Source organism: Micromonospora sp. FIMYZ51 (genome assembly GCF_038246755.1).
Taxonomy (GTDB): Bacteria; Actinomycetota; Actinomycetes; order Mycobacteriales; family Micromonosporaceae; genus Micromonospora.
In genome coordinates, this window is record NZ_CP134706.1 from 3,696,025 (window position 1) to 3,716,982 (window position 20,958).

Below are 20,958 nucleotides of genomic sequence, written 5' to 3' on the forward strand. Positions count from 1 at the left end.
ACCTACGCCCGGAACAGGTGCCGACGGATCGCCGCCACGTTGCCGAAAATGCGCACACCCAACACGACCACCACACCCGTGGACAACTGCCCGCCCACCCCCAACTGGTCACCCAGATAGACGATCAGCGCTGCCACCAGCACATTCGAGATGAACGACACCACGAACTGCTTGTCATCGAAGATCCGGTCCAGCTTCGCCCGGACCCCGCCGAACACCGCGTCCAACGCCGCCACCACCGCGATCGGCAGGTACGGCTGCAACCCCGCCGGCACCGTCGGATCCAACCACAGACCAAGCAGCACCCCGGCCAGCAGCGCCAGCACCGCGATCATCGACCACCTCCGGAAGGACTGGGAGACGAACCCGAGCCGGACGACTCGTCAGCACCCGACGGCGACGGGCTCACCGCCGGCTCCGCGTAGCGTAGCTGCGGCTCCGGAGCCGCCGGCAGGGTGAGGTCATCGGCCGCCCGCACCCCGAACGACAACCCCGTGTCCTGCGCCACCTTGCGCATCGTCAACGCACTACGACTGCCCTCGTACCGCTCACGCATCGACTCAGGACCGATCGCCCACACCTCGTACGGCCCGGTCACCGGCCGGAAATCCACCAGGATCGCCTGACCCGCGTTGCGGATCGTCGAGGTCGCCGTCAACCGCTGCCCGTTGATCGCGATCGCCTCCGCACCGGCACTCCACAGGTCGTTCGCCACCGCCTGGAGATCGCTGTAGAGCACCTGCGGCGGCCCCACATTGGCACCACCGAGCGGCTGCTGATCCGGCGGCGCATCCGCCAACCGCACCACCACACCGTCGCCGCGCACCCGACCAAGGCCGGTACCGGCCTCCAGGTTGCGCAGCTGCGCCGCACGCGAACCGCCAAGCGCCGCCTCCCGCTGCCGGTTGACCTCCTCGCGCAGCGCGTCGGCCCGCTCGGACAACTCGTCGGTCTCTCCCTGCCGCTGCTGGATCTGCGCCACCAGACCCGACCGGGCCTGCGCCCGCCCCGGCTCCTCAGCCATCGTCTGCCGGTACGCCACCGCGAACAGAAAACCCAGCAGCACGACGACCGTGACGCTGACCGGCCCCACCGACCACCCCGGCCGCCCCGACTGACCGGCCTTCGCCCGCCGCTGCGCCGCATCGGCGTAGCCCGGATCCAGCGGGTTACGGAACAACTCGGTGAGGAAGTCCGGGGCGTACCCCCGACCGCTGCGCCGGCCCTCGCCCGGCCCGTCACTCATCGCCCGCACCCCGCCGGGTCGTCTCGCCACACCAGCACGCCGTGCCCGCTCATGCCGCCACCCCTTGGCCACGTACCGCCCGCACCAGCTGGCGTGCCTGGATCACGTAGAGCGCCCCGGCCACCCAGTAGAGCACCAGACCCCACCACGCCAAACCCCAGCCGATGGCGCCCGCGACCGGGGTGGTGGCCGGCACCGCGGCGGCCAGCAGCAACACCGGAAATGCCGCCAGCAGCAGGAACGTGGCGGTCTTGCCGACATAGTGCACCGGCGGCGGCCCGTAGCCGTGCCGGCGCAGCACCGCCAGCGAGCCGAGCAGCAGCACCTCCCGGGCCAGCAGGGCCGCGGTGAACTGCCAGGGCACCACCTCGCGAGCGGTGAACGCGACAAGAGTCGCCAGGATGTAGAGCCGATCGGCGAGCGGATCGAGCAACTCACCGAGACGACTCACCTGCCGCAGCCGACGGGCGATCCAGCCATCCACCCAGTCGCTGGTGCCGCCGACGGCCAGCACCACGATCGCGGCCACGTCGGCGCGGGCGACCAGGAACAGGTACAGAAAGAGCGGTACGCCCAGCAGACGCAGGAAACTGATCACATTGGGCAGGGTCAGCACCCGGTCGTCGGACGACTCCGTCCCGGCCGCGGTGCGCTCTGGTTGCTCCGCCCGAGCGGGCCGACGCGACACCGAACCTCCTCCGCGGCACGCTCCACCACCACGGCCCTCGTTCTGCCGCGCTGCGTCGTACGCGCTGTCGGGCCGGCTGCTGCCGGCGCCCCCTGCGATCCCGATCCGGGACCTCCCCTGGCCCTGCCGTCCCCGGTCGATGATCACGGGTCGGCCGGATGCGCTGCCACTATATCGGGCTCCCCCGACGCTTCGGCTGCCCAGCGGCGGTGTGCCTTTCGGCGCGGTTGAACGGGTGTGAGTGGCGTCACCACCGCTAAGGCATCCTAGGACGATAGGGTGTGCCTGGTGATCAGGCGCTACGGGTGGAGGCATCCGGCGTCTCCGCGGCCGTCGCCGCCTGGGCGAACGCCAGCAGGGACCGCAGCAGGTCCTGCTGGCCCCGGACGGGCATCCGGTCCAGCACGGCACGCACCGCTTCGTGTCGGCGCGCCCGTACCTCCCCCAGCAGCACCTGCGCCGCCGTGGTGGGCTCCAGGCGCACCTCCCGCCGGTCCCGTGGGTCGGCCACCCGACGCAGCAAGCCGATCGCCTCCAACCGGTCACAGAGCCGACTCGCCGAGGAGGGTACGACGTCGAGCAACTCGGCCAGACCGTTGACATTGGTCTCCGGCCGGCTGCTGAGCAGCGCCAACACCCGCAACTGGGTGGGCGACACGGCGAGCCGGTGCCGGGAGCCGGCGGAATCGAGCACACCCACCAGCGCCTCGGCAGCCGCGTCGATCGCCGCGGCGAGATCCGGTCGTTCCACCCGATGTCCCCTGCGATTGTCCCGCTGGTTTTGCCCGACCGCCACGGCGCTGTCCGTCAACCGTCCCCCCGACCGACGGACCCACGCCAGTCCAGGCACACCACGACCGCGTCGTCGCGCAGATCGGCGTCCGCGTGGAAAGCCTGCAACTCTCGCATCACCGTACCAATCGCCTCGGTCGGCGGCTGCAACCGCGTGGCCCGCATCGAGCGAGCCATCGCCCGCTCGCCGTAACTCTCCCGCCCGGTCGGATCGGCCCCCCACACCCCGTCGGAGACCACGAACAGCCGATCCCCCGGATCCAGATCGAACTCTTGCAGGTCGTAGCGCGTCTCGGCGAACATGCCCAGCGGCAGCTGCTGCTCCAGCGCGACCCGGGAAACCGTCCCGCCGCGTACCCGCATCACGTGCGGCGAGCCCGCGTCCACCGCCCGCACCCGGCCGGTGGCACAGTCCAGTTCGAGCAGCACGGTGGCCACGTGCCGATGCCCCCGATGCTGGTAGTAGATCGTGTCGGAGGCCAGCTCCGCCTGCTCCACAAGCGAACCTCCCGAGCGGCGGGCGTTGCGCATCGCGTTCACCGTCACCGCCGTCAACAGCGCCGCAGCCAGCCCGATGCCGTCGCCGTTGAGCACGGTGACGGTGAGCCGGCCGTCATCCAACGACCAGTCGAAATGGTCGCCGCCCACGGTGTACGCCGGTTCGAGCTGCCCCGCCAGATGAAACGTGCCGTCGCTGACGCTGCGTCCCGGCAGCAACTCCCACTGCAACTCGGCGGCCATGCTCAGCCGTTCCTGCCGGCGTGCCCGCCGGTACCTGTCGGTCTCCCGGTCGGCCGCACGCAGCGCCATGGCCACCTCGCCGGCGATGTCGGCCGCCCGGCGCACCACCTCGTCCCCCGGCGCCTCGGGTAACTCGACCACCAGCACGCCCAGCCGCTCGCCCCACACCGACACCGGCAGGTAGAGCCGGCACCGGCTGTCCTCATCGGACTCCCGTACCGGCTGCTGGCTGCTGAAGCAGCGCTGGACCAGCACCTGGTCGGCCTTCCCGCCGGCAACGGGCTGCCGCGAGTCGAGCACCGGCCACAGACCGCTGATCCGGTAGTCGGCGATGAACAGGGCCGTGCCCGACGCGCCCAGCACGGACCGGATGGCCAGGTCGGCGGCCTCGACCACCCGGTCGGGCGGGGCCTCGCGCAGGGCGCGGGAAACCCCCGTGGGCGCATCCGCCATGACCATCCTCCGAAAATTACTTGCTCTGGGGCAAGCATCATACGGAGGCGGCTGCACCCATGGTCACCCGGCCGACCGCACCGCCACCGCACCATGGCACGCATCCGGCACCTCCTCCGGCGACCCGTCCGCTCGCCACCGGGTCACCGGCACGACGCCGTCGCCGCTGATCGACACCGCGTGTCGAGGGTACGGGCCAGGGCGCCACCGTCGAGGAATGCCGCCAGGGCGAGGAAGACCAGCCCGACCAGTGCCGCGAACGACCGCCTCGGGCGCGGGCCTCGGGCCCGTTGCCCAGGATGGGCAGCCCGGCACCGAAAACCAGGAAACCGCCCACCCCGGGGGCGGCGCTCGCGCGGACGCTCGGCTGGTCGGGCTCCACCATCGACGCGCTCCCCTCCCCAGGCGGCCGAGGCCAGCCTACCGACACCACGCCCCGGCCCGGTACGCCCGCAGCCCGACCACGGCACCACACCCGCCACGCGCCGCGTGGTCAGGCGATGGGGTTGGCACCGGCCCAGGCGGGTAGACGGGCCGCGCACGCCACCGGCGACGACGTACGCCACCGGCGCGGAGCAGAGGAGACGGCAATGCCAGGACCACGACCGGGCAGCAAGGCATACGACAAACAGCGGGCCCGAATCCGCAACGCGATCGACGACTCCGGCCGGCACACCCCGGACCAACGGGCCGACGAGACCGCCAACCGGATCCTCCAGGAGGACCGGGGCCAACGCGGCGTCGTACGGGGCGAACGCGCCTACGGGCCCAAGGGCAACCGCGAACCGGGTGACCCGAAGTGAGGGCGCCCCTCGCCGACGGGCTCATCGCCGGCGCGGTGGGCAGCACCACCCTCAACGTCGTCACCTACCTGGACATGGCGCTGCGGGCCCGGCCGGCCAGCCAGACACCGGAGAACAGCGCCGCGAAGGTGGCCGACACGATCCACCTCGACCTGGGTCCCGGCGACCAGGCGGCCAACCGCCGCTCCGGGCTCGGCCCCCTGATGGGCTACGGGCTGGGCCTCACGGCGGCCGTCGGCTTCGCGGCGCTGGCCCGGGGCCGGCGCCAACCGCTGCTGCGGGCCGCCGCGCTGCTCGGCGGCGGGCTGATGACCCTCTCCGACGGGTCGATGACGCTGCTCGGCGTCACCAACCCCCGCAGTTGGCGGCGGGTGGACTGGATCGCCGACCTCGTCCCGCACCTCGCGTACGGGCTCACGGCCGCAGTCACCTGGAACCGGCTGCGGCCGTGAGCCCCACACCGGCGTCAGCCGCGCCGGTCGCTGTCGTCGTCGGCCACCGGCTGCCCGGTCGGACCGTACGGCGACACCTGGCCCCGTGGCATCGGGCGGCCGGCGTCACCGGAGGACGAGCCACGGTTGCGCGGATGACCCGTCGGGCCGGGCCCCTTGTTGTCCTGGCTGGTGCCGCCCTTGGCGTTGCGCCGGAACTCCTCCTGCTGCGGGTTCGTCACGGTCGTCTCCCTTCGCCGATGGCGCGGTCGCGGCGAGATGGCCGCGCCCGCCGCTGCGGCTTACCCATCGCCGGCAGCGGCATTCCGCGCCCACGCCGGGCCTAGCCGGGCGCCGAACGGGTACCCCGCGACGATGGCCGACCAACGGAAGATGGCACGGGTCCTGCTGACCCGCCGCACGTACGCCGAGGAGGCGGGCATCTCGCTGGCCGACCGGCCGGCGCCGCTGTACCAGCTGCTGGTGCTCGTCACCCTGCTGAGCACCCGGATCCGGGCCCAGGTCGGGGTGGCCGCCGCCCGGGAACTCTTCGCCGCCGGTTACCGCACCCCGCAGGCGATGGAGGCGGCGAGCTGGCAGGAACGGGTCGACGCGCTCGGCCGGGGCCACTACCGCCGCTACGACGAACGCACCGCCACGATGCTCGGCACCGGCGCCCGACTCTGCCTCGACCGTTGGCACGGTGACCTGCGGCGACTGCACCAGGAGGCGGGCGACGAGCCGGCGGCGTTGCGGCGCCTGCTCACCGAGTTCCCCGGCATCGGACCCACCGGCGCCGACATCTTCCTGCGCGAGGTGCAGACCGTCTGGCCGCAGCTGCGTCCCTACGCCGACCGGCGGGCGGTTGCCGGCGCCCGGCGACTGGGACTGCCCGCCACTCCCGACCGGCTGGCCCGGCTGGTCGACGAGGTGGACTTCGGCCGGCTCGCCTCAGCACTGGTGCGGGTGGCGCTCGGCGAGGAGTCGGCGGGCCAGATCACCCGCAGCGTCGCCGCCCGCTGACCATCGGCAACCTCGCGTCGCAGTCAGTTCGTCGGGTTGCCGCCGGGCTTGGTCAGGTGCCACACCAGCAGCGCGGCGAGCAGCGCCAGCACCACCAGCCCACCGGAGATCCCCCGCCCCTCCTCGGCCGACCGGCCGGCGGTGCCGAAATAGATCACGGCCAGGCCGGCCAGCGCCGCGAGGAGTTTGCGAATGCCTTGGTCTCGCACAGCCCGGACGCTACGGCCCACGCCGGCCCGCCGTCCGGCGGAACAGCCCGTTGTCCTCCGGACGGGCGAACGGTCAGTCGGACTCCAGGTCGTCCAGGGAGATCTTGTGGCTCATCAGCCAACGAGCCAACGCCGACATGCCGAACAGCCACAGCGGCGCCGACTCGGTGGTGCCGTTTGTGGCGAAGACGGCGAACCGCAGATCCGGCGCCCGGTACGCCTCGATGCGCCACCGGTGCTGCTTGTCCCGCCAGACCGCCGAAGGGTCCATGGCGTCACGGTAGGCCGCCCGGCCGCCCGGTGACCGGCGGACGGGGTCAATTCGCGCCCTCCACCGGGCCCACCACCACCCGGGCGTCGTCGGTCAGCCGACGGGTCCGGCCCTGCCGGTCCAACAGCTCCAGCAGCGGCACCGCCACCCGGCGGGTGGTGTCCAGGGCCTGCCGGGCAGCGCTGAGCGTGAACGGCTGCGGCAAGGCGGCCAGCACCGCCACCGCCCGCTGCGGCGCGCCCGGCAGCAGCAGCACGTTACCGGGCAGGCGCAGCAGCGCGCCGGCACGCACCGCAGCACCGATCTCCCGGGCGCCCAGCCCGAGCGCGGCGAGCCGGTCGGCGTCGGGTGCGCGGAACGGGTGAGTGGCCCAGTCGTCGCCGACCAGGGCCAACGCCCGGGCCACCGGTTCGGGCAGCGGGTCCGCCCCGGCGACGGCGACCCGCCCGGCGGCCAACCGCAGCGGTGGGCGTACCAGCGCCGCCACCAGTGCCCGATCGGGCAGGTCGAGACGCTGACGCAGCACCTCCACCGGCGCCCCCGGCTCCAGCGGCTGGGTCCGCGCGTACTCGGCCACCGCGTCGGCCAGCCGGTGACCCAGCTGCCGCCAGTGCTCCGGATCGGCCAGCCAGTCCCCGGCCACCGGGGCGACGGTCACCGGCACCCCGGCCCGGGTCAGGTCGTCGCAGCGCACCAGCCCCCGGCGGCGCAACTCACCGGCCAGGTCCGGACGCCCGTCCAGGGTCGCCAGCACCGCCGCGCGGGCCGCGGCGGCTCCGCGCCGTGCTAACGGCGGCGGCAGCACGTCCAGCACGGTGACCCCACCGGCCACGTGGTGGCGCCCGGGATCGCGCAGCACCGCCCGGTCGCCGACGAGCAGCGGCAGCGGACGGTGCAACCGCAGCCGGACGGTGTCCACGCCGAGCGGACGCACCCGCACCGGCACCGCGGCCGAACCGATGTGCAGGACCAGCGTCGCGGGCAGGTCGGCCGCCGGATCACCGGTCAGCCGCACGTCGACCAGGTCGGTCGGGCGGAACCGGCCCGGGGTGAGCAGCGCGTCGCCCCGGGCGATCCGGTCGCGGGCCACCCCCCGCAGGTTCACCGCCACCCGGGCGACCGGTGCGGCTTCCCGACACGGCTCGCCGAGGCGGTGCAGCCCCCGCACCCGGACCCGTTCGCCGCTGCCGGCCAACTCCAGTTCGGCGTCCACCCGCAGCCGGCCGGCGCCGAGGGTGCCGGTGACCACCGTGCCGCTGCCCCGCACGGTGAAGCCACGGTCGATCCAGAGCCGCACCGGGGCGTCGGTGACCGGGGTGGGCAGCCGCGCGGCCAGCCGGTCCAGCGCGGCCCGCAGTTCGGGCAGGCCGGCCCCGGTGACCGCGCTGACCGCCACCGCCTCCACCTCGCCCAGCGAGGTCGCCGCCACCTCGGCGCGGGCCCGCGCCAACGCCGGCCCCGGATCAGCCAGGTCCGCGCGGGTCACCACCAGCAGCCCGTACGCCACCCCGAGCGCGTCGAGGGCGGCCAGGTGCTCGGCGGACTGCGGCATCCAGCCCTCGTCGGCGGCGACCACGACCACCGCGGCGGGCACCGGACCGACACCGGCGAGCATGTTCGGCACGAACCGTTCATGCCCGGGCACGTCGACGAAGGCGACGGTGCCGCCGGAGGGCAGCACCGTCCAGGCGAACCCGAGATCGATGGTCATGCCCCGCCGACGCTCCTGCGCCCACCGGTCGGGTTCCATCCCGGTAAGCGCCCGCACCAGCGTGGACTTGCCGTGGTCGACGTGCCCGGCGGTGGCCACCACCAGCATGCTCAGTCGTCCCCCGGCACGGCCAGCACCGCAGCGCGCAGGAGTTCGTCGGCGTGCTGCGGCAGGCACCGCAGGTCCAGCAGCAGCCGACCCCGCGCCACCCGGCCGAGCACCGGCGGGTCACCCACGCGCAGCGCGGCGGCGTACCGCTCGGGCAGGCTCAACGCCCACGAGTCCAGTTCCACCCCGGGGGCACCACCGCCACCGACCACCGCCACCGAGGGCACCACCTCGGCCTTGCGGCCGTCGGCCGCGAGCGCGTCGCGCAACCGTTCGGTACGGGCCCGCAACACCGCCGGGTCGACATGCAGCGCGGACCGGGTCGGCGTGACCGGATCGCCGAGGGTCGCCGCCAGGGCGGCCAGGGTCAGCTTGTCCACCCGCAACGCCCGGGCCAGCGGATGCCGGCGCAGCCGCTCGACCAGCCCAGCGGCGCCGAGCAGCAGCCCGGCCTGCGGGCCGCCGAACAGCTTGTCGCCGCTGGCGGTGACCAGGCTCGCCCCGGCGGTCAGGGTGCTCGCCGCGTCCGGCTCCGCAGGCAGCAGCGGATCGGGGGCGAGCAGCCCGGAGCCGATGTCGACGACCACCGGCACGCCGAGACCGGCCAGCCGCCGCACCGGCACCGCCGAGGTGAAACCGGTGACCCGGAAGTTGCCCGGATGCACCTTGAGCACGAACCCGGTGCGGGGGCCGATCACGGCAGCGTAGTCGGCAAGCGTGCTCCGGTTGGTGGTGCCGACCTCGCGCAGCCGGGCACCGGTGCTGGTCAGCAGGTCGGGCAGGCGGAAACCGTCGCCGATCTCCACCAGCTCGCCCCGGCTGACCACGATCTCCGCGTCGGCGGCCAGCGCGGTGGCGGCGAGCACCAGCGCCGCCGCGCCGTTGTTCACCACGTGCACCGCCTCGGCCGCCGGCACGGCGGCGGCGAGGGCGGCCAGGGCGTCGCGGCCACGGCGGGCCCGCCGCCCGGTGTGCAGGTCCAGTTCGACATCGGTGTGGCCGGAGGCGGCGACCACGGCCGCCACCGCAGCGTCGGAGAGCGCGGCCCGACCCAGATTGGTGTGCAGCAGCACCCCGGTGGCGTTGAGCACGGCACGCGGGGCAGCCGACGGCAACGCGGCCAGCGCGGCGTCGCGTACCTCATCGGGGTCGATCTCACCACGGCGGGCCCGGTCCTGGGCCCGGCGGACGGCGGCCTTGACCCGGTCCCGGCCCAGCGTCGCGGCAGCCGCGGCCAGCCGTGGCTCGGCCAGCAGCGCATCGGTACGCGGCACCCGGCGCCGTGGGTCGGCGCGACCGTCGCCCATCGGGTCAACTCCTCGCAGCACTGGCGGAGACGGACGGGAATCGAACCCGCCTGGCCCGGGTCCCGGACCACACCGGTTTTGAAGACCGGGAGGGGCACCAGCCACCTGAACGCCTCCACCCTGCATTGGATCACAGCCGGCCGACGCCAGCGCGGCGGAGTCCACCACCGGTCCCGCCCGACGGCCGGCCGGGCGGCCGGTACCGGCTACCGGTCCGCTGCCGGCGGTGGGTCGGCGGCTCGCCGCCGAAGTCGCTCCCGCTGCGGCAGCACCGTGTACCGGGGATCGCGGGCCGAGGCGACCCCGGCGTAGAAGACACCGAACCGGGTGGCCGCCGACGCGGCCAGCAACGCGACGCCGGACACCGCCGAGACGGCCCGGCTCCGGGCGCCGAGCAGCGCACCGGCCACCCCGGCCGCGGTCAACACCCGGCCGGCCCGCAGCAGCCGGCCGGCCCGGCCGGTACGGTACGGCTCCGCGAGCAGCCCACGGCGCTCCACCCGGTGGGCGCCGAACAACTCCAGGCCGGCGCCGGCCACCGCCAGCCGCCGGACCGGACCCGCCTGCGGCGGCGGCACGGCGATAAGCGCCGCGCCGGCACCACTGGCCAGGGCACTGCCCGCGAAGACCAACGGCAGATCCGGGTACGCATCGTGCCAGGACGGCACCGCCGTGTCGGCCAGCAGCACCGCCGTGTACGTGCCCAGGGCCGGCGCGATCGCCGCCGCGGCCAACCCGCCCGCCGCGCCGACCGGCGGCAGCAGCCGACGGGCCACCCCCAACGGCCCCCGCTCGGGCAGCAGCGGCGCCGCCTCGGCGACCGCCGCGAGCCCGGCGAGCGGGCCGTACGCGGTGAGGATCCAGGTGCCCACCGACATCGGCGAGGTCGGCTTCGCCACCCGCAGCATGTGGTGGAACCGCTCCGGCCGACCCAGGTCCTTGACCAGCAGGACGGCGCTGGCGCTCACCCCGGCCAGTGCGGTCAGCCGCGCAGCCCGACGCACCGCGGGCCGCCCGGTGAGCTGCCCACCCGCAGCCAACAGCGACGAACCGGCGGCGAGACCACCGGTGAACAGGTAGGCGGCGATCTCCCAGGTCCACACCGGTGGCTTGAGGATCGGCCGGCCGTAGTACGAGCTGAACTCCGCCGGCGGCACGGCCAGTTCCTCCCCGGAACGCCCCCGCCGCCGCCGGGTCGCCGGCGGCGGGTCGACGCCGCCACGGTCCTGCGGCGGGCCGCCGACAGGGTCGGGGTCGAGGCGGTCCAGGAAACGACGGAAGCGGTCGCCGACAGCCGACCGACGCGGTTCACCTCCAGCAGGTTGGCGCGGTTCACCTCCAGTGGGTTGGCGCGGTTCGCCCGCAGCGGGTTGGCGCGGGTTCATCGCCGACCGCCCAGGAACGCCACGACCGCCCCGGCGGCCATGGCCAGCGCGGCCACCCCGGCACGGCGCCACATCCGCGGCAGGTCGCGGGTCGGCACCTGCGGATCCGGCGGCAGGCCGTACACCTCCGGCTCGTCGAGCAGGAGAAAGAACGCGCCGTCACCGCCCACGCCGTCGGCCGGGTCGTGGCCGTAGAGCCGCGCCTCGGGCACCCCCCGCTCGTGCAGCGTCGCGACCCGCGTGGCGGCCCGCTCCCGCAACTCGTCAAGCGGGCCGTACTGGATCGACTCGGTCGGACAGGCCTGCGCACAGGCCGGCGTCATTCCGACACCGATCCGGTCGTAGCAGAGCGTGCACTTCCAGGCCCGGCCGTCGCCGGCCCGCCGGTCGATGACGCCGTACGGGCAGGCCGACACGCAGTAGCCGCAGCCGTTGCAGATGTCCTCCTGCACCACCACCGTGCCGAACTCGGTGCGGAACAACGCCCCGGTCGGGCAGACGTCCAGACAGCCGGCACGGGTGCAGTGCTTGCACACGTCGGACATCATCAGCCAACGGAAATCGCTGCGCCCGTGCGCGCTGCCGGTACGCCCCGGCGGCGCGGACCCCGGCATCCCGAGGAACTCGGTCGAACCCTTGCCTGTGGTTTCCGCCTCGGTCCGCGCGGCGGGCTGGCCGGCGGGGCGCGGCTGCTCGACGAAGGCCACATGCCGCCACGAGTTCGCGGTCAACGCGCCGGTGTTGTCGTACGACATGCCGAGCAGGTCCAGCCCGGAGGTGGGTACCCCGTTCCACTCCTTGCAGGCCACCTCGCACGCCTTGCAGCCGATGCAGACGCTGGTGTCGGTGAAGAAGCCCATCCTCGGCGGCGCGTCGACCCAGCCGGCTTCGGTGGCCGGGTCGACGGTCACCGGCAGGTCCGGCCGGGGCACCGGTTCGGCCATCAGCGCTTCCCCTCTCCCTCGCCGGCAGGCGGCTCGGTCGGCACACCGGGCGTGACCGCCGGTGGCGTGACCCCGGCCACGATGCCGGCCCGGGTGCGGTAGTCGGCCACCAGGTCACGCAGCGCCGGCCCGGACGGCCGCCGGCCCGGACGCAGATCACACGTACCGATCTTGCTCTCCTGGATCAGTACGTTCGGATCCAGGGTGATGCCGAACAGGTCGTTGGCCGAGTCGCCGGTGACCAGACCCGCGAACCCGAAGTGGTACGGCAGCCAGAGCTGGTGGATCACCCTACCGTCCACCCGCAGCGGCGTGACCCGGTCGGTGACCAGCACCTTCGCCTCGATCACCGCACGGGAGGAGACCAGGTGTGCCCAGCCGAGATGGCGCAGCCCGGTCAACGCGGCCAACTCCGGGGAAACCTCGACGAACATCTCCGGCTGCAACTCCGCAAGCGGTGCGACCGTACGGCTCATCCCACCCGCGGTGTGGTGCTCGGTGAGCCGGCTGACCGTGAACACGTACGGGAAGACCTCGTTGTGCTCCTGCGGTGGGCTCGGGTTTGTGGCGTTGACCGGGTGGGCGTACATCTTGCGGGTCGGGTTGGCCTGCTGGCCGTAGAGCGGGTTACGCACCGGCGACTCGACCGGCTCGTAATGGGTGGGCAGCGGCCCGTCCAGCACGCCGCTGGGCGCGTACAGCCAGCCCTTGCCGTCGGCCTGCATGACGAACGGGTCGTCACCGGCCAACCCGGCCGGGCCGGTGGCACCCTCCGGCGGCCGGTACGACGGCGGCTTGGTCAGCTCGAAATCCGGCACGTCGTGGCCGGTCCACCGACCGGCCACAGCATCCCACCAGACGTAGCGTTTGCGTTCGCTCCACGGCCGGCCCTGCGGGTCGGCGGAAGCCCGGTTGTACAACGTGCGGCGGTTCGCCGGCCACGCCCAACCCCACTCGGCGGCCACCCAGTCCTGGTCCTGCCCCGGACGCCGCCGGGCCGCCTGGTTCACCCCGTCGGCGTACACCCCGCTGTAGATCCAGCAACCCACGGCCGTGCTGCCGTCGTCGCGGGCCTCGGCGAACCCGGCCAACGGGCGGCCGGTGTCCGTGTCGTACCCGTTGATCTCGCGCAGCACCGCCTCGGCGTCCGGCTCGTCGTGCGGACCGTGCGTGGGATAGTCCCAGGCCAGGTCCAGCAGCGCCCGGTCGCGCGGCAGCGGCGAGTCGGCCAGCTTCTGGCGCAGTCTGCGCCCCAGGTGGTAGAAGAACCACAGCTCGGAACGGGCGTCGCCGGGCGGTTCGACCGCCTTCTCCCGCCACTGCAACAGCCGCTGGGTCTGGGTGAACGTGCCCTCCTTCTCCACGTGGGAGGCGGCCGGCAGGAAGAACACCTCGGTGCGGCACTCCTGCGGCACGATCTCGCCGGTGGCCACCTCGGGACCGTGCTGCCAGAAGGTCGCGCTCTCGATCATGAAGAGGTCGCGGACCACCAGCCAGTCCAGGTTCGCCATGCCCAGCCGCTGCGCCCTACCGTGCGCCGAGCCGACCGCCGGGTTCTGCCCGAGCAGGAAGTACCCCTTGATCTTCCCGTCGATCATGTCGAGGACCTGCCGGTAGGTGCCGTGGTCGCCGGTCAGCCGGGGCAGATAGCCGTAGCAGAAATCGTTCTCCGGAGTCGCCGCCGCACCCCAGTACGCCTTGAGCAGGCTGGCCGCGAAGGCGCGGGCGTTGCCCCAGAAACCCTTCTGGCCCGGGTGGCGGATGCTGTCCACCCACGCCTCGAAGGTGGGATGGGCGGCGTGCTGCGGCATCGGCAGATAGCCCGGCAGCAGATTGAACAGGGTCGGGATGTCGGTGGAGCCCTGGATGCTGGCGTGCCCGCGCAGCGCCAGCACCCCGCCACCCGGGCGACCCACGTTGCCCAGCAGCAGCTGGATGATCGCCCCGGTGCGGATGTACTGCACGCCGACGGTGTGCTGGGTCCAGCCCACCGAATAGATCAGGCAGCCGGTGCGCTCGCGCCCCGAGTTCTGCGTCCACGCCCGGGCCAGTTCCAGGAACTTCTCCCGGGGCACCCCGCAGACCCGCTCCACCATCTCCGGGGTGTAGCGGGCGAAGTGCCGCTTGAGGATCTGGTAGACGCAGTGCGGATGTTGCAGCGTCTCGTCCCGCCCGACGGCACCGGCCACCGGTGCACCGTGCGACTCGTGCCGCAGCCCGGCCGCGGTTTCCCGCTCGGTGGCCGTGTGGCCGCTGCCCGAATCCTGCTCGTGGCCGGCGTACTGCCAGCTGGTCTGCACGTAGCTGCCGGTCTCCGGGTCGTAGCCGGAGAAGATGCCGTCGGCGTCCTCGGCGTCGACGAAATCCGCGCTGACGATCGTCGCCGCGTTCGTGTACGCCAGCACGTACTCCCGGAAGTCCAACTCGTTGCCGAGGATGTAGTTGACCACCCCGCCGAGCAGCGCGATGTCGGTACCGGCCCGGATCGGCAGGTACTCGTCGGCAAGCGCACTGGTACGGGTGAACCGCGGATCGACGTGGAACACCTTCGCCCCGCGCCGCTTCGCCTCCATCACCCACTGGAAGCCCACCGGATGGGCCTCGGCCATGTTGGAGCCCTGGATGACGATGACGTCAGCGTTCGCCACGTCCTGTTGGAAGATCGTCGCACCACCGCGACCGAAGCTGGCCCCCAGACCGGGGACGGTGGCGGAGTGTCAAATGCGCGCCTGGTTCTCGATCTGGAGCGCCCCGGCCGCGGTGAACAACTTCTTGATGAGGTAGTTCTCCTCGTTGTCCAACGTCGCCCCGCCGAGGCTGGCGATGCCGAGCGTCCGGTTCAACGGGCGGCCCTGGTCGTCGACGTCCTCCCAGGTCTGCGCGCGGGCGGCAAGCATCCGGTCGGCGATCATGTCGAGCGCCGTCTCCAGGTCCAGGTCTTCCCACTCGGTGCCGTACGGCCGGCGGTACCGCACCGTCGTCTGCCGCAGCGGGCTGGTGACCAGGCTCTTGCTTGCCGAACCCTTGGGGCAGAGCCGGCCCCGGGAGATCGGGCTGTCCGGGTCGCCTTCGATCTGGGTGACCTGGCCGTCGGTGACGAACACCCGCTGGCCACAGCCGACCGCACAGTACGGGCAGACGGAGCGGGCCACCCGGTCGGCGCCCTCGGTGCGGGCACTCAACGCGGCGGAGCGGGCCGACTGGGCCGCAGCGCCCCGGCCCAGCGGGTCGGTGCCGGTGAGCTGCCGGTAGACCGGCCAGCCCAGGAGCACGTCCCGCAGACCCACGTACCCCACCTCCCACCGACGATCTCCGTCTTGACCTTAGGACAGTCGGGCCGAGCCGGCGAGTCCGGCCAACAGATCCGGCGGGAAATGACACCGCCCCCGGCCGGAACCGGCCGGGGGCGGTGCGTGGGTGTCGGTGTGCAGGTCGCCTCTCGGCGAGTGGCGCGACGCGGCTCCAGCCGAACGGTATTCCGCGAAGGCAATATAGGTGAGGCCCGGGGACACTGGATCACACCGACGCTCGGTACAACCGACCCACCCTCATCCTTGTTCCCACCCCACGACAATCCACTCCCCTATTTGTGCAAGGAAGGGCCCCTTGTTAACGCCTGGTGTAGAGGAAGGGCCCCTTCTTAACACGCGACAGAGCCGGCACCCGGTGTGGGTGCCGGCTCCGCGGTACATCCTTCGTCAGCGGTCGTTCGTCAGCTGTTCCAGTGTTCGGCGACCAGGTCAGCGGCCTGCTGCTCCCACTGGGCGTACAGGAACGGATGCGCCGACACCTGCACCGTCTGCGCGGCCTCGGTCAACGGCATCTCCTGCCACCCGTCGACCTGCTTCAGACCCTTCAGGAACGCCGTGGTCGAGTACTGCGGATCGGTGATCTGCTCGACCGTGCCCCAACCCGAGGACGGACGCTGCTGGAACAGGCCCTGCGAGTCGTGGTCGTTGCGGTCACCGAGGTGACCCAGGTTCTCCAGCTTCGACTCCTGCAACGCGGTCGCGATCGACACCACCGCGGCCCGCTCGTCCATACCGGCCTTCTTCGTCGCGGCGATGATCTCCTTGACGTTGCCGGTCTGCTCGTCGGTCAGCTCGATCCGCGACTGCTCACCCTGCACACCATGCGGAATCAGCTTGCCGCTGTCCGGCTTCTCCGCCTGCACCGCGGCGGCGATCGGGCTACCACCAACCGGGCCGTCGGACGTGGCGTGGTTCAGCGGACCGGCGGCCAGACCACCGGCAACAGCCAGACCAGCAATACCCAGCACGCTCTTACGCAGCATCGTGTTCATGACAGACAGCTCCATTCGGGGGTTGGCGCACACACCGACGACACGGGGGATGTCGGGCGCACGCAAGCACCGTCCGGCGCTCAACGGCAAAAGGGGGGATCCAGCGCGCGGGGCCAGGGGCCACGTCGCGGCGCCGGAGCCAGATACAACGACCGACCGGCCACCGGCATTCCCGGGGATGGTCGGGCGGCGAGGGCGCCGGCCCGTCCCGGTCGGGCTCATACTCGGTCGTACGCTGATTACAACGCCCGCACCCGGCCCCGGATTCCGCCGCCGGGCGGTCGACCGGTGTCCGGTTACCGGACACCGGGGCATCCGGCGGACGACCTACCCACCGACGGGCACCGCCCTGAGTCGGACACCAATGGGCAAAACCGGCATGGCGTACGCCTGGTTGGATCGCTCCGGCGCAGGTCGTCGGTCCGCAAGTGGCCCGACTGGCGTTACCCTGACAGCATGCAGGCCGTGTCCAGCACCGCGACCGCCGTGGCGTACCTCGCCCGGCCCGGTCGTCCCACCCTGGTGGCGGGGTCGCTGGCCGAGCTGCGCGGGCCCACCCGCGGGCTTGTCGAATTGCCGGTACGGCTGATGTGGAGCACCGACCGCACGTTCGACCTGAGCGATCCCGACCAACTGCTCTGGATGTACGAGAACGTGCTGCGGGAGAGCACCAACCTCGAGGACCTGCGCCAACTGGTCAACGGGCGGACCCTGCGCCGGGTGTGGCAGATGTTGAACCTGCCTCGTGGCGTACGGCTGGCGTGGGAAACCCGGCATCGGGCTCTGCGGTCGGCGTGAGCCGAGCACACCCGCACGATTTCTACCGCGAGGTCGCCCGGGTGGCGCTGAGCGTCGCCGGGGCGTACCGCTTCGTGCTCGGTGGTGGGGTGGCGTGGGCCGCGCACGGCCTGGTCACCCGCCCGACCGAGGATGTCGACCTCTTCGCCGACGTGGAGGGCGCCGCCGCAGCGGCGGCCGCTGAGGTGCGGGTCGCGCTGGAGGCCGCCGGGTTCGAGGTGACCGACGCGGATCCGGACAGCGAACTCGCCGACCTGTTCGAGGGCTTCGACCGGGACATGCGCGATTTCGTCGTCGGTCGGGACGGTCGGCAGATCCGGCTCAGCCTGGCTCGGCTCGACCGGCACCGCAGCCCGGTGGTGATGGATCTCGGACCGGTGATGGACGTCCGGGACCTGATCGCGAACAAGACCGCGGCGCTGGTGAACCGCCGCGAGGTCCGCGACTACATCGACGTCGCCTCCGCCCTGGAGCACCGGCGGGTGGCCGAGCTGCTGGATCTCGCCCGGCAGCTCGACCCCGCCCTGGCCGAGGAGGATGTGCGGGCCGCCGGCCGGTATCTGGACCGGATCCCGGACCCCCGATTCGCCCGATACGGCCTCGGTCCCGCCGAGATCACCCGGGTACGCCGCCAGCTGGCGGAGTGGCCCCGCTGACCGATGCGACCGGTCGCTTGTTAAAAGGGGGCCCTTCCTATGCACCAGGCGTTAAGAAGGGGCCCTTCCTTACACCTCACTTGGTGAAGCGGCCGCCGGTGACGCCGAGAACCTCGCCGGTGATGAAGCTCGACTCCTGCGAGGCGAAGAAGACGTACGCGGGCGCCAACTCGGCGGGCTGACCCGGCCGGCCCACCGGAGTGTCGGTGCCGAACTGCTCCACCTTCTCCTCCGGCATGGTCGCCGGGATCAGCGGCGTCCAGATCGGTCCCGGCGCCACCGCGTTCACCCGGATCCCCCGGTCGACCAGGTCGGCGGCGAGCGCCTTGGTGAAGTTCGCGATCCCCGCCTTGGTGGTGGCGTAGTCGAGCAGCTGCGGAGACGGGTCGAACGCCTGGATCGACGACGTGTTGATGATCGCCGAGCCCTCCGCCAGATGCGGCAACGCGGCCTTGCAGAGCCAGAACATCGCGTACAGGTTGGTCTTGAGCACCCGGTCGAACTGCTCGGTGCTGATCCCGGCGATGCCCTTGTCCTGCGACATCTGGTAGGCGGCGTTGTTCACCAGGATGTCGATGCCGCCGAGGTCAGCGAGGGCCCGGTCGATCAACGTCTGACAGTTGCGCTCGTCGGTGATGTCGCCGCGTACTGCGATCCCCTTCCGGCCGGCGGACTCGATCAGCCGGACGGTCTCCCGGGCGTCGGCGTCCTCCTCCTCGCCCAGATAGGAGATCAACACGTCGGCGCCCTCGCGGGCGAAGGCGATCGCCACCGCCCGGCCGATGCCGGAGTCGCCGCCCGTGATCAACGCCTTCTTTCCGTCGAGCTTGCCGCTGCCCTCGTACGTCTCCTCGCCGTGGTCCGGCTTCGGCCGCATCTTGCCCGTCTGACCCGGCGGCTGCTGCTGCTGGTTCGGCTGCCCCGACTGCTGGCCGTACTGCTCGGTCGGGTCCTGCTGGGTGTGCTGGTCCTGGCTCACGGGTGTCTCCTCGCGGGTCGGTCGGATCCGGTCCCGGATGGCCCTACCCGGGCCGGCCGACCCGAAACAGCCGGTTGTCCGAGTGCATCAGACTGGCCGTTTCGGGTGGGCAGGCAGACCCCGCCTAGAGCATCCTAGGATCCTGGATCAGTGGGCGCGCTTGTTTGCGTGGCTTGTTAATAAGGGGCCCTTTTACTACCTGAGGCGTTAACAGGGGGCCCTTCCTTGCGCCTGGGCGGGCGACCGGGCCGCATCTTCCCCCTTTCCCCGGGTAACCGGCCGTTCGCAGTCCGCCGACCGAAGGCGGACCGAACGTGAGGAGGACACCATGCAGCAGGTACAACTGTCGGACATCGAGGCTCGGGTGTACGACGCGGTGGCGGCCCTGGAGGCGCGCGGCCAGGTCCCCTATCCGGATCTGATCGCCCAGGAGTGCGGGCTGACCGAGGAGCAGTTGCAGACCCCGCTGCACCTGCTGACCGAGAAGAACCTGCTGCACCGGGAGGACTCGCCGATGGTCGGGCTCGACTTCGGCCCACGGTTCTGCGCGCAGCAGCTTGCCTGATCGACGCCGCCCGGTAGGTTCCGACAACGGGACAAACGCGGCGACGCCGATCAACGGGAGACACGATGAGTACGGCGCGGGCGGGGCAGGCGGAGGAACCCGAATCGTACGACGATCGGCGGCGGTGGCAGGCGCTCGGCGTCGGCCTGGTCGCCGCGTTCATGACCCTGCTCGACGTCAGCATCGTCAACGTGGCCATCCCGTCGCTGGAGCGGGCGCTGCGGGCCGGCCCCAGCGACCTCCAGTGGGTGCTGTCCGGGTACGCGTTGACCTTCGGGCTGGCCCTGGTGCCGGCCGGACGCTTCGGTGACGTGCACGGCCGGCGCAACACGTTCGTGTTCGGCGTCGCCCTGTTCACGGTGACCAGCGCACTGGCCGGGCTGGCCCAGTCCCCCGGCTGGTTGATCGCCGCCCGGCTGCTCCAGGGCGCCGCCGCCGGGCTGGTGAACCCGCAGGTGATCGGGATGATCCAGCAACTGTTCCAGGGGCCGGAACGGGCCCGGCCGTTCGGGCTGCTCGGCGCCACCATCGGCATCTCCACCGCGGTCGGTCCGCTGCTCGGCGGCCTGTTGATCGCCGCCGGTGGGGCGGAGCACGGCTGGCGGTGGGTCTTCTTCGTCAACGTGCCGGTCGGGATCGTCGCGGTGCTTCTCGGCTGGCGACTGATGCCGCACCGACCGGTCGGCCAGACCGCCCAGCGCCGCTCGGACCCGGTCGGCGTACTGCTGCTCGGCCTCGGCGTGACTCTCCTGCTGCTGCCGATGGTGCAGCGGGAGCAGTGGCCCGGGCCGGCGAAGTGGCTGCTCCTGCCCGCCGGCCTGATCGCGCTCGTCGGCTTCGTACGCTGGGAGCACCGGTACGCGCGCAACGGGCCGCCGCTGTTCGACGTGCACCTGTTCCGGCGTCGGTCGTACGGCCTGGGTTCGCTTATCGCGCTTACCTACTTCGGCGGCTTCACCGCGATCTTCTTCATCTTCACGCTGTACCTGCAAACCGGGCTCGGCTACAGCGCGCTGGTGGCCGGCCTGGCGATCACGCCGTTCGCGCTCGGCTCGGCCGCCGCGTCGGCGATCGGCGGGCGGATCGTCAACCGCTTCGGTCGGCCACTGGTCGCCGTCGGGCTGCTGACCGTGGTGGCCGGGCTCGGCCTGGTGGCGCTCGCCATCGAGTTGGCCCCGCACGCGCCGGTGCCCTGGGTGACCGCGGCTCCGCTGCTGGTCGCCGGAATCGGCAGCGGCCTGGTGATCGCACCGAACCAGACGCTGACGCTGTCGCAGGTGCCGGTGCCGCAGGCCGGTAGCGGCGCGGGCATGCTCCAGACCGGTCAGCGCATCGGCTCCGCCGCCGGCATCGCCGTCGTCGGCGCGGTCTTCTTCTCCACCGTGTCGCAGACGGGCGACACCTGGTCGGCGGCCTTCGAACGCTCGCTGCTGGTATCCGCCGGGATCATCGCGGCGGCCCTGCTCGTCGCCCTCGTCGACATTGCGAAGGAAGGGCCCCTTGTTAACGCCTCCGGTAGAGGAAGGGCCCCTTCTTAACACTTCC

22 protein-coding genes and 1 tRNA gene are annotated in these 20,958 nt (G+C 72.4%); 7 read left to right on the top strand and 16 right to left on the bottom strand.

Annotation, left to right across the window (positions count from 1 at the left end):
• Nucleotides 1–2 precede the first annotated feature (2 nt).
• The 5 genes from QQG74_RS16790 to QQG74_RS16810 form a co-directional block, all read right to left on the bottom strand.
• Entirely contained in the window at nt 3–335 is a 333-nt protein-coding gene (locus tag QQG74_RS16790; protein ID WP_341715714.1) for a small basic family protein, read from the bottom strand.
• A complete protein-coding gene (locus tag QQG74_RS16795; protein ID WP_341715715.1) occupies nt 332–1,246 on the bottom strand; it encodes a DUF881 domain-containing protein in 915 nt (304 codons plus the stop codon). The genes QQG74_RS16790 and QQG74_RS16795 overlap by 4 nt, the downstream gene beginning before the upstream one ends.
• Nucleotides 1,247–1,295: 49 nt before the next feature.
• A complete protein-coding gene (locus tag QQG74_RS16800) occupies nt 1,296–1,862 on the bottom strand; it encodes a CDP-alcohol phosphatidyltransferase family protein (RefSeq protein WP_341721257.1) in 567 nt (188 codons plus the stop codon).
• 364 nt (nt 1,863–2,226) lie between these two features.
• Nucleotides 2,227–2,685 carry a MarR family transcriptional regulator gene (locus QQG74_RS16805; RefSeq protein WP_341715716.1) on the bottom strand — a complete coding sequence of 153 codons (459 nt, stop codon included), beginning with the start codon at nt 2,683–2,685 and terminating at the stop codon, nt 2,227–2,229.
• A gap of 56 nt (nt 2,686–2,741) precedes the next feature.
• Nucleotides 2,742–3,920 (bottom strand): PP2C family protein-serine/threonine phosphatase, encoded by a 1,179-nt coding sequence (locus QQG74_RS16810; RefSeq protein WP_341715717.1) that lies wholly within the window; start codon nt 3,918–3,920, stop codon nt 2,742–2,744.
• Between the two features lie 590 nt (nt 3,921–4,510).
• Between QQG74_RS16810 and QQG74_RS16815 the strand changes: the two genes are divergently transcribed.
• On the top strand, nt 4,511–4,723 hold the full coding sequence (locus QQG74_RS16815; RefSeq protein WP_341715718.1) for a phosphatidylethanolamine-binding protein: 213 nt from the start codon (nt 4,511–4,513) through the stop codon (nt 4,721–4,723).
• Complete coding sequence (locus QQG74_RS16820; RefSeq protein ID WP_341715719.1) at nt 4,720–5,175, top strand: hypothetical protein; 456 nt, start codon at nt 4,720–4,722, stop codon at nt 5,173–5,175. The genes QQG74_RS16815 and QQG74_RS16820 overlap by 4 nt, the downstream gene beginning before the upstream one ends.
• A gap of 14 nt (nt 5,176–5,189) precedes the next feature.
• Here the strand turns inward: QQG74_RS16820 and QQG74_RS16825 are convergent, their stop codons facing one another.
• Complete coding sequence (locus tag QQG74_RS16825; RefSeq protein WP_341715720.1) at nt 5,190–5,396, bottom strand: hypothetical protein; 207 nt, start codon at nt 5,394–5,396, stop codon at nt 5,190–5,192.
• Nucleotides 5,397–5,529: 133 nt separating this feature from the next.
• Between QQG74_RS16825 and QQG74_RS16830 the strand changes: the two genes are divergently transcribed.
• Nucleotides 5,530–6,177 (top strand): hypothetical protein, encoded by a 648-nt coding sequence (locus QQG74_RS16830; protein ID WP_341715721.1) that lies wholly within the window; start codon nt 5,530–5,532, stop codon nt 6,175–6,177.
• A gap of 23 nt (nt 6,178–6,200) precedes the next feature.
• On the opposite strand, the gene QQG74_RS16835 is transcribed toward QQG74_RS16830, so the two are convergent.
• From QQG74_RS16835 to QQG74_RS16875, 9 genes are all read right to left on the bottom strand, one after another.
• Nucleotides 6,201–6,386 carry a hypothetical protein gene (locus QQG74_RS16835; RefSeq protein WP_341721479.1) on the bottom strand — a complete coding sequence of 62 codons (186 nt, stop codon included), beginning with the start codon at nt 6,384–6,386 and terminating at the stop codon, nt 6,201–6,203.
• Between the two features lie 73 nt (nt 6,387–6,459).
• Nucleotides 6,460–6,657, bottom strand: a complete 198-nt coding sequence (locus QQG74_RS16840) for a hypothetical protein (RefSeq protein ID WP_341715722.1) — start codon at nt 6,655–6,657, stop codon at nt 6,460–6,462.
• Between the two features lie 46 nt (nt 6,658–6,703).
• A complete protein-coding gene (selB, locus tag QQG74_RS16845) occupies nt 6,704–8,476 on the bottom strand; it encodes a selenocysteine-specific translation elongation factor (RefSeq protein WP_341715723.1) in 1,773 nt (590 codons plus the stop codon).
• A 2-nt stretch (nt 8,477–8,478) separates the two neighbouring features.
• Entirely contained in the window at nt 8,479–9,783 is a 1,305-nt protein-coding gene (gene selA / locus QQG74_RS16850; protein ID WP_341715724.1) for an L-seryl-tRNA(Sec) selenium transferase, read from the bottom strand.
• Nucleotides 9,784–9,804: 21 nt separating this feature from the next.
• Nucleotides 9,805–9,900: transfer RNA gene (locus tag QQG74_RS16855), tRNA-Sec, on the bottom strand.
• An 89-nt stretch (nt 9,901–9,989) separates the two neighbouring features.
• Complete coding sequence (gene nrfD, locus QQG74_RS16860) at nt 9,990–10,946, bottom strand: NrfD/PsrC family molybdoenzyme membrane anchor subunit (RefSeq protein WP_341721258.1); 957 nt, start codon at nt 10,944–10,946, stop codon at nt 9,990–9,992.
• A 218-nt stretch (nt 10,947–11,164) separates the two neighbouring features.
• Nucleotides 11,165–12,112, bottom strand: a complete 948-nt coding sequence (locus QQG74_RS16865; protein WP_341715725.1) for a 4Fe-4S dicluster domain-containing protein — start codon at nt 12,110–12,112, stop codon at nt 11,165–11,167.
• Complete coding sequence (gene fdh, locus QQG74_RS16870) at nt 12,112–15,399, bottom strand: formate dehydrogenase (protein ID WP_341715726.1); 3,288 nt, start codon at nt 15,397–15,399, stop codon at nt 12,112–12,114. The genes QQG74_RS16865 and fdh overlap by 1 nt, the downstream gene beginning before the upstream one ends.
• A 425-nt stretch (nt 15,400–15,824) precedes the next feature.
• Entirely contained in the window at nt 15,825–16,415 is a 591-nt protein-coding gene (locus QQG74_RS16875; protein ID WP_341715727.1) for a hypothetical protein, read from the bottom strand.
• 465 nt (nt 16,416–16,880) lie between these two features.
• On the opposite strand from QQG74_RS16875, the gene QQG74_RS16880 reads away from it, so the two are divergent.
• Together QQG74_RS16880 and QQG74_RS16885 are read left to right on the top strand one after the other, a co-directional pair.
• Entirely contained in the window at nt 16,881–17,213 is a 333-nt protein-coding gene (locus QQG74_RS16880) for a hypothetical protein (RefSeq protein WP_341721259.1), read from the top strand.
• On the top strand, nt 17,210–17,869 hold the full coding sequence (locus QQG74_RS16885) for a nucleotidyl transferase AbiEii/AbiGii toxin family protein (protein WP_341715728.1): 660 nt from the start codon (nt 17,210–17,212) through the stop codon (nt 17,867–17,869). The genes QQG74_RS16880 and QQG74_RS16885 overlap by 4 nt, the downstream gene beginning before the upstream one ends.
• Before the next feature lie 76 nt (nt 17,870–17,945).
• Here the strand turns inward: QQG74_RS16885 and QQG74_RS16890 are convergent, their stop codons facing one another.
• The gene (locus QQG74_RS16890) at nt 17,946–18,848 is read right to left on the bottom strand and encodes an SDR family oxidoreductase (RefSeq protein ID WP_341715729.1); all 903 of its coding nucleotides are present in this window, start codon (nt 18,846–18,848) and stop codon (nt 17,946–17,948) included.
• A 328-nt stretch (nt 18,849–19,176) separates the two neighbouring features.
• Here QQG74_RS16890 and QQG74_RS16895 point away from each other — a divergent pair, with 328 nt between their 5' ends.
• Nucleotides 19,177–19,413, top strand: a complete 237-nt coding sequence (locus QQG74_RS16895) for a hypothetical protein (RefSeq protein ID WP_341715730.1) — start codon at nt 19,177–19,179, stop codon at nt 19,411–19,413.
• Between the two features lie 65 nt (nt 19,414–19,478).
• Nucleotides 19,479–20,951, top strand: coding sequence for an MFS transporter (locus QQG74_RS16900; protein ID WP_341715731.1), 1,473 nt, complete (start codon nt 19,479–19,481; stop codon nt 20,949–20,951).
• Nucleotides 20,952–20,958 lie beyond the last annotated feature (7 nt).

What these genes read in the sequence shown, in the direction of transcription:
- selA (WP_341715724.1), bottom strand. Translation starts at nt 9,783, where the DNA reads ATGGGCGACGGTCGCGCCGACCCACGGCGCCGGGTGCCGCGTACCGAT.
- QQG74_RS16840 (WP_341715722.1), bottom strand. Translation starts at nt 6,657, where the DNA reads ATGGACCCTTCGGCGGTCTGGCGGGACAAGCAGCACCGGTGGCGCATC.
- selB (WP_341715723.1), bottom strand. Translation starts at nt 8,476, where the DNA reads ATGCTGGTGGTGGCCACCGCCGGGCACGTCGACCACGGCAAGTCCACG.
- QQG74_RS16830 (WP_341715721.1), top strand. Translation starts at nt 5,530, where the DNA reads ATGGCCGACCAACGGAAGATGGCACGGGTCCTGCTGACCCGCCGCACG.
- QQG74_RS16865 (WP_341715725.1), bottom strand. Translation starts at nt 12,112, where the DNA reads ATGGCCGAACCGGTGCCCCGGCCGGACCTGCCGGTGACCGTCGACCCG.
- QQG74_RS16900 (WP_341715731.1), top strand. Translation starts at nt 19,479, where the DNA reads ATGAGTACGGCGCGGGCGGGGCAGGCGGAGGAACCCGAATCGTACGAC.
- QQG74_RS16810 (WP_341715717.1), bottom strand. Translation starts at nt 3,920, where the DNA reads ATGGCGGATGCGCCCACGGGGGTTTCCCGCGCCCTGCGCGAGGCCCCG.
- QQG74_RS16815 (WP_341715718.1), top strand. Translation starts at nt 4,511, where the DNA reads ATGCCAGGACCACGACCGGGCAGCAAGGCATACGACAAACAGCGGGCC.
- QQG74_RS16795 (WP_341715715.1), bottom strand. Translation starts at nt 1,246, where the DNA reads ATGAGTGACGGGCCGGGCGAGGGCCGGCGCAGCGGTCGGGGGTACGCC.
- QQG74_RS16895 (WP_341715730.1), top strand. Translation starts at nt 19,177, where the DNA reads ATGCAGCAGGTACAACTGTCGGACATCGAGGCTCGGGTGTACGACGCG.
- QQG74_RS16875 (WP_341715727.1), bottom strand. Translation starts at nt 16,415, where the DNA reads ATGAACACGATGCTGCGTAAGAGCGTGCTGGGTATTGCTGGTCTGGCT.
- QQG74_RS16790 (WP_341715714.1), bottom strand. Translation starts at nt 335, where the DNA reads ATGATCGCGGTGCTGGCGCTGCTGGCCGGGGTGCTGCTTGGTCTGTGG.